Annotated in this window: 1 protein-coding gene; it reads right to left on the bottom strand. The window is 28.0% G+C overall.

Annotated elements, in window-relative coordinates:
- Positions 1–497 (bottom strand): hypothetical protein (locus CN514_RS12860; RefSeq protein ID WP_141529373.1); only part of this gene is annotated, 497 nt, incomplete at its 3' end.
- Between the last annotated feature and the right edge of the window lie 388 nt (positions 498–885).

Here is an 885-nt window from a genome sequence, read left to right as displayed (position 1 = left end):
CCGCCAACAATAGAAGTTTTAGGTTGAGTATTTAAAAAGCTCTTAAAATTTGCATGTGAATCTTTAACTTTTATTTTAGCATCTGAATATTCGCTATCAAAAGCTTGACTATTTGCAGTTGCTCCACCTTTAGCTAAAGATTGCTTAATGATTTGTATTTTAGCTGGATCTTGTTTAAATTGAACAATAACATTAATCTTTTTTGAACCGATTAAATCCTTTTTGTCTACACGGATTTTTTCAGTATTATCTGCACCAGTAAGCTTATTAATATTTGCTTTTTGTTCTGGTGTAAGCCCGTCAAGAATACGGTTTACTTCTTTTGCATCAAAGGAATTACTAGATAAATTTTGCTGATTAAGATTTGCTTCAGCAGTATTTCCACTTGCATAACTATGAGGAATCACAACATTTAAAAACATCGAACTTAACGCAAAGATCGAAAGTATTTTTTTTGTTGGCCTCTTACTTTTGTGAGACGATTTTCTCTCTCTCATGTTTTCCCCCCCAGTATAAACAAATAATAAAAAATTCGATTATTTGCCCAAATTCCGAAAATTCAAGTATTAAAATTTTTCTAAACACTTAAATTTAATTAAATATTACTCCATGTTTCGTTTGTCTTGTATTGGGGAAATTTAGCGATTTCCACTTCATTTTTTTTCGAATTTAATTAGAGAAATTGTTATTATTTGACATTAATTGTTGAATCTTAGCTAATACCCCTTATAAAACAACGAATTTTAAGTAAAGTTGGAAATTTTAGACTTTTTAAATTTTGGGGGAATTTGACGTTTTTTAATAAAAAAATGAAAAGACATAATATTCCTATTTTTAACAAAAAAACTATCCTACTTTTTAATTAAAAAAGTAGGATAGTTTTTT

The sequence above is a fragment of the Bacillus sp. AFS001701 genome, from assembly GCF_002559405.1.
Taxonomy (GTDB): Bacteria; Bacillota; Bacilli; order Bacillales; family Bacillaceae_G; genus Gottfriedia.
Note: the sequence above shows the minus strand (reverse complement) of the source record. Positions and strands in the feature narration are given on the sequence as shown.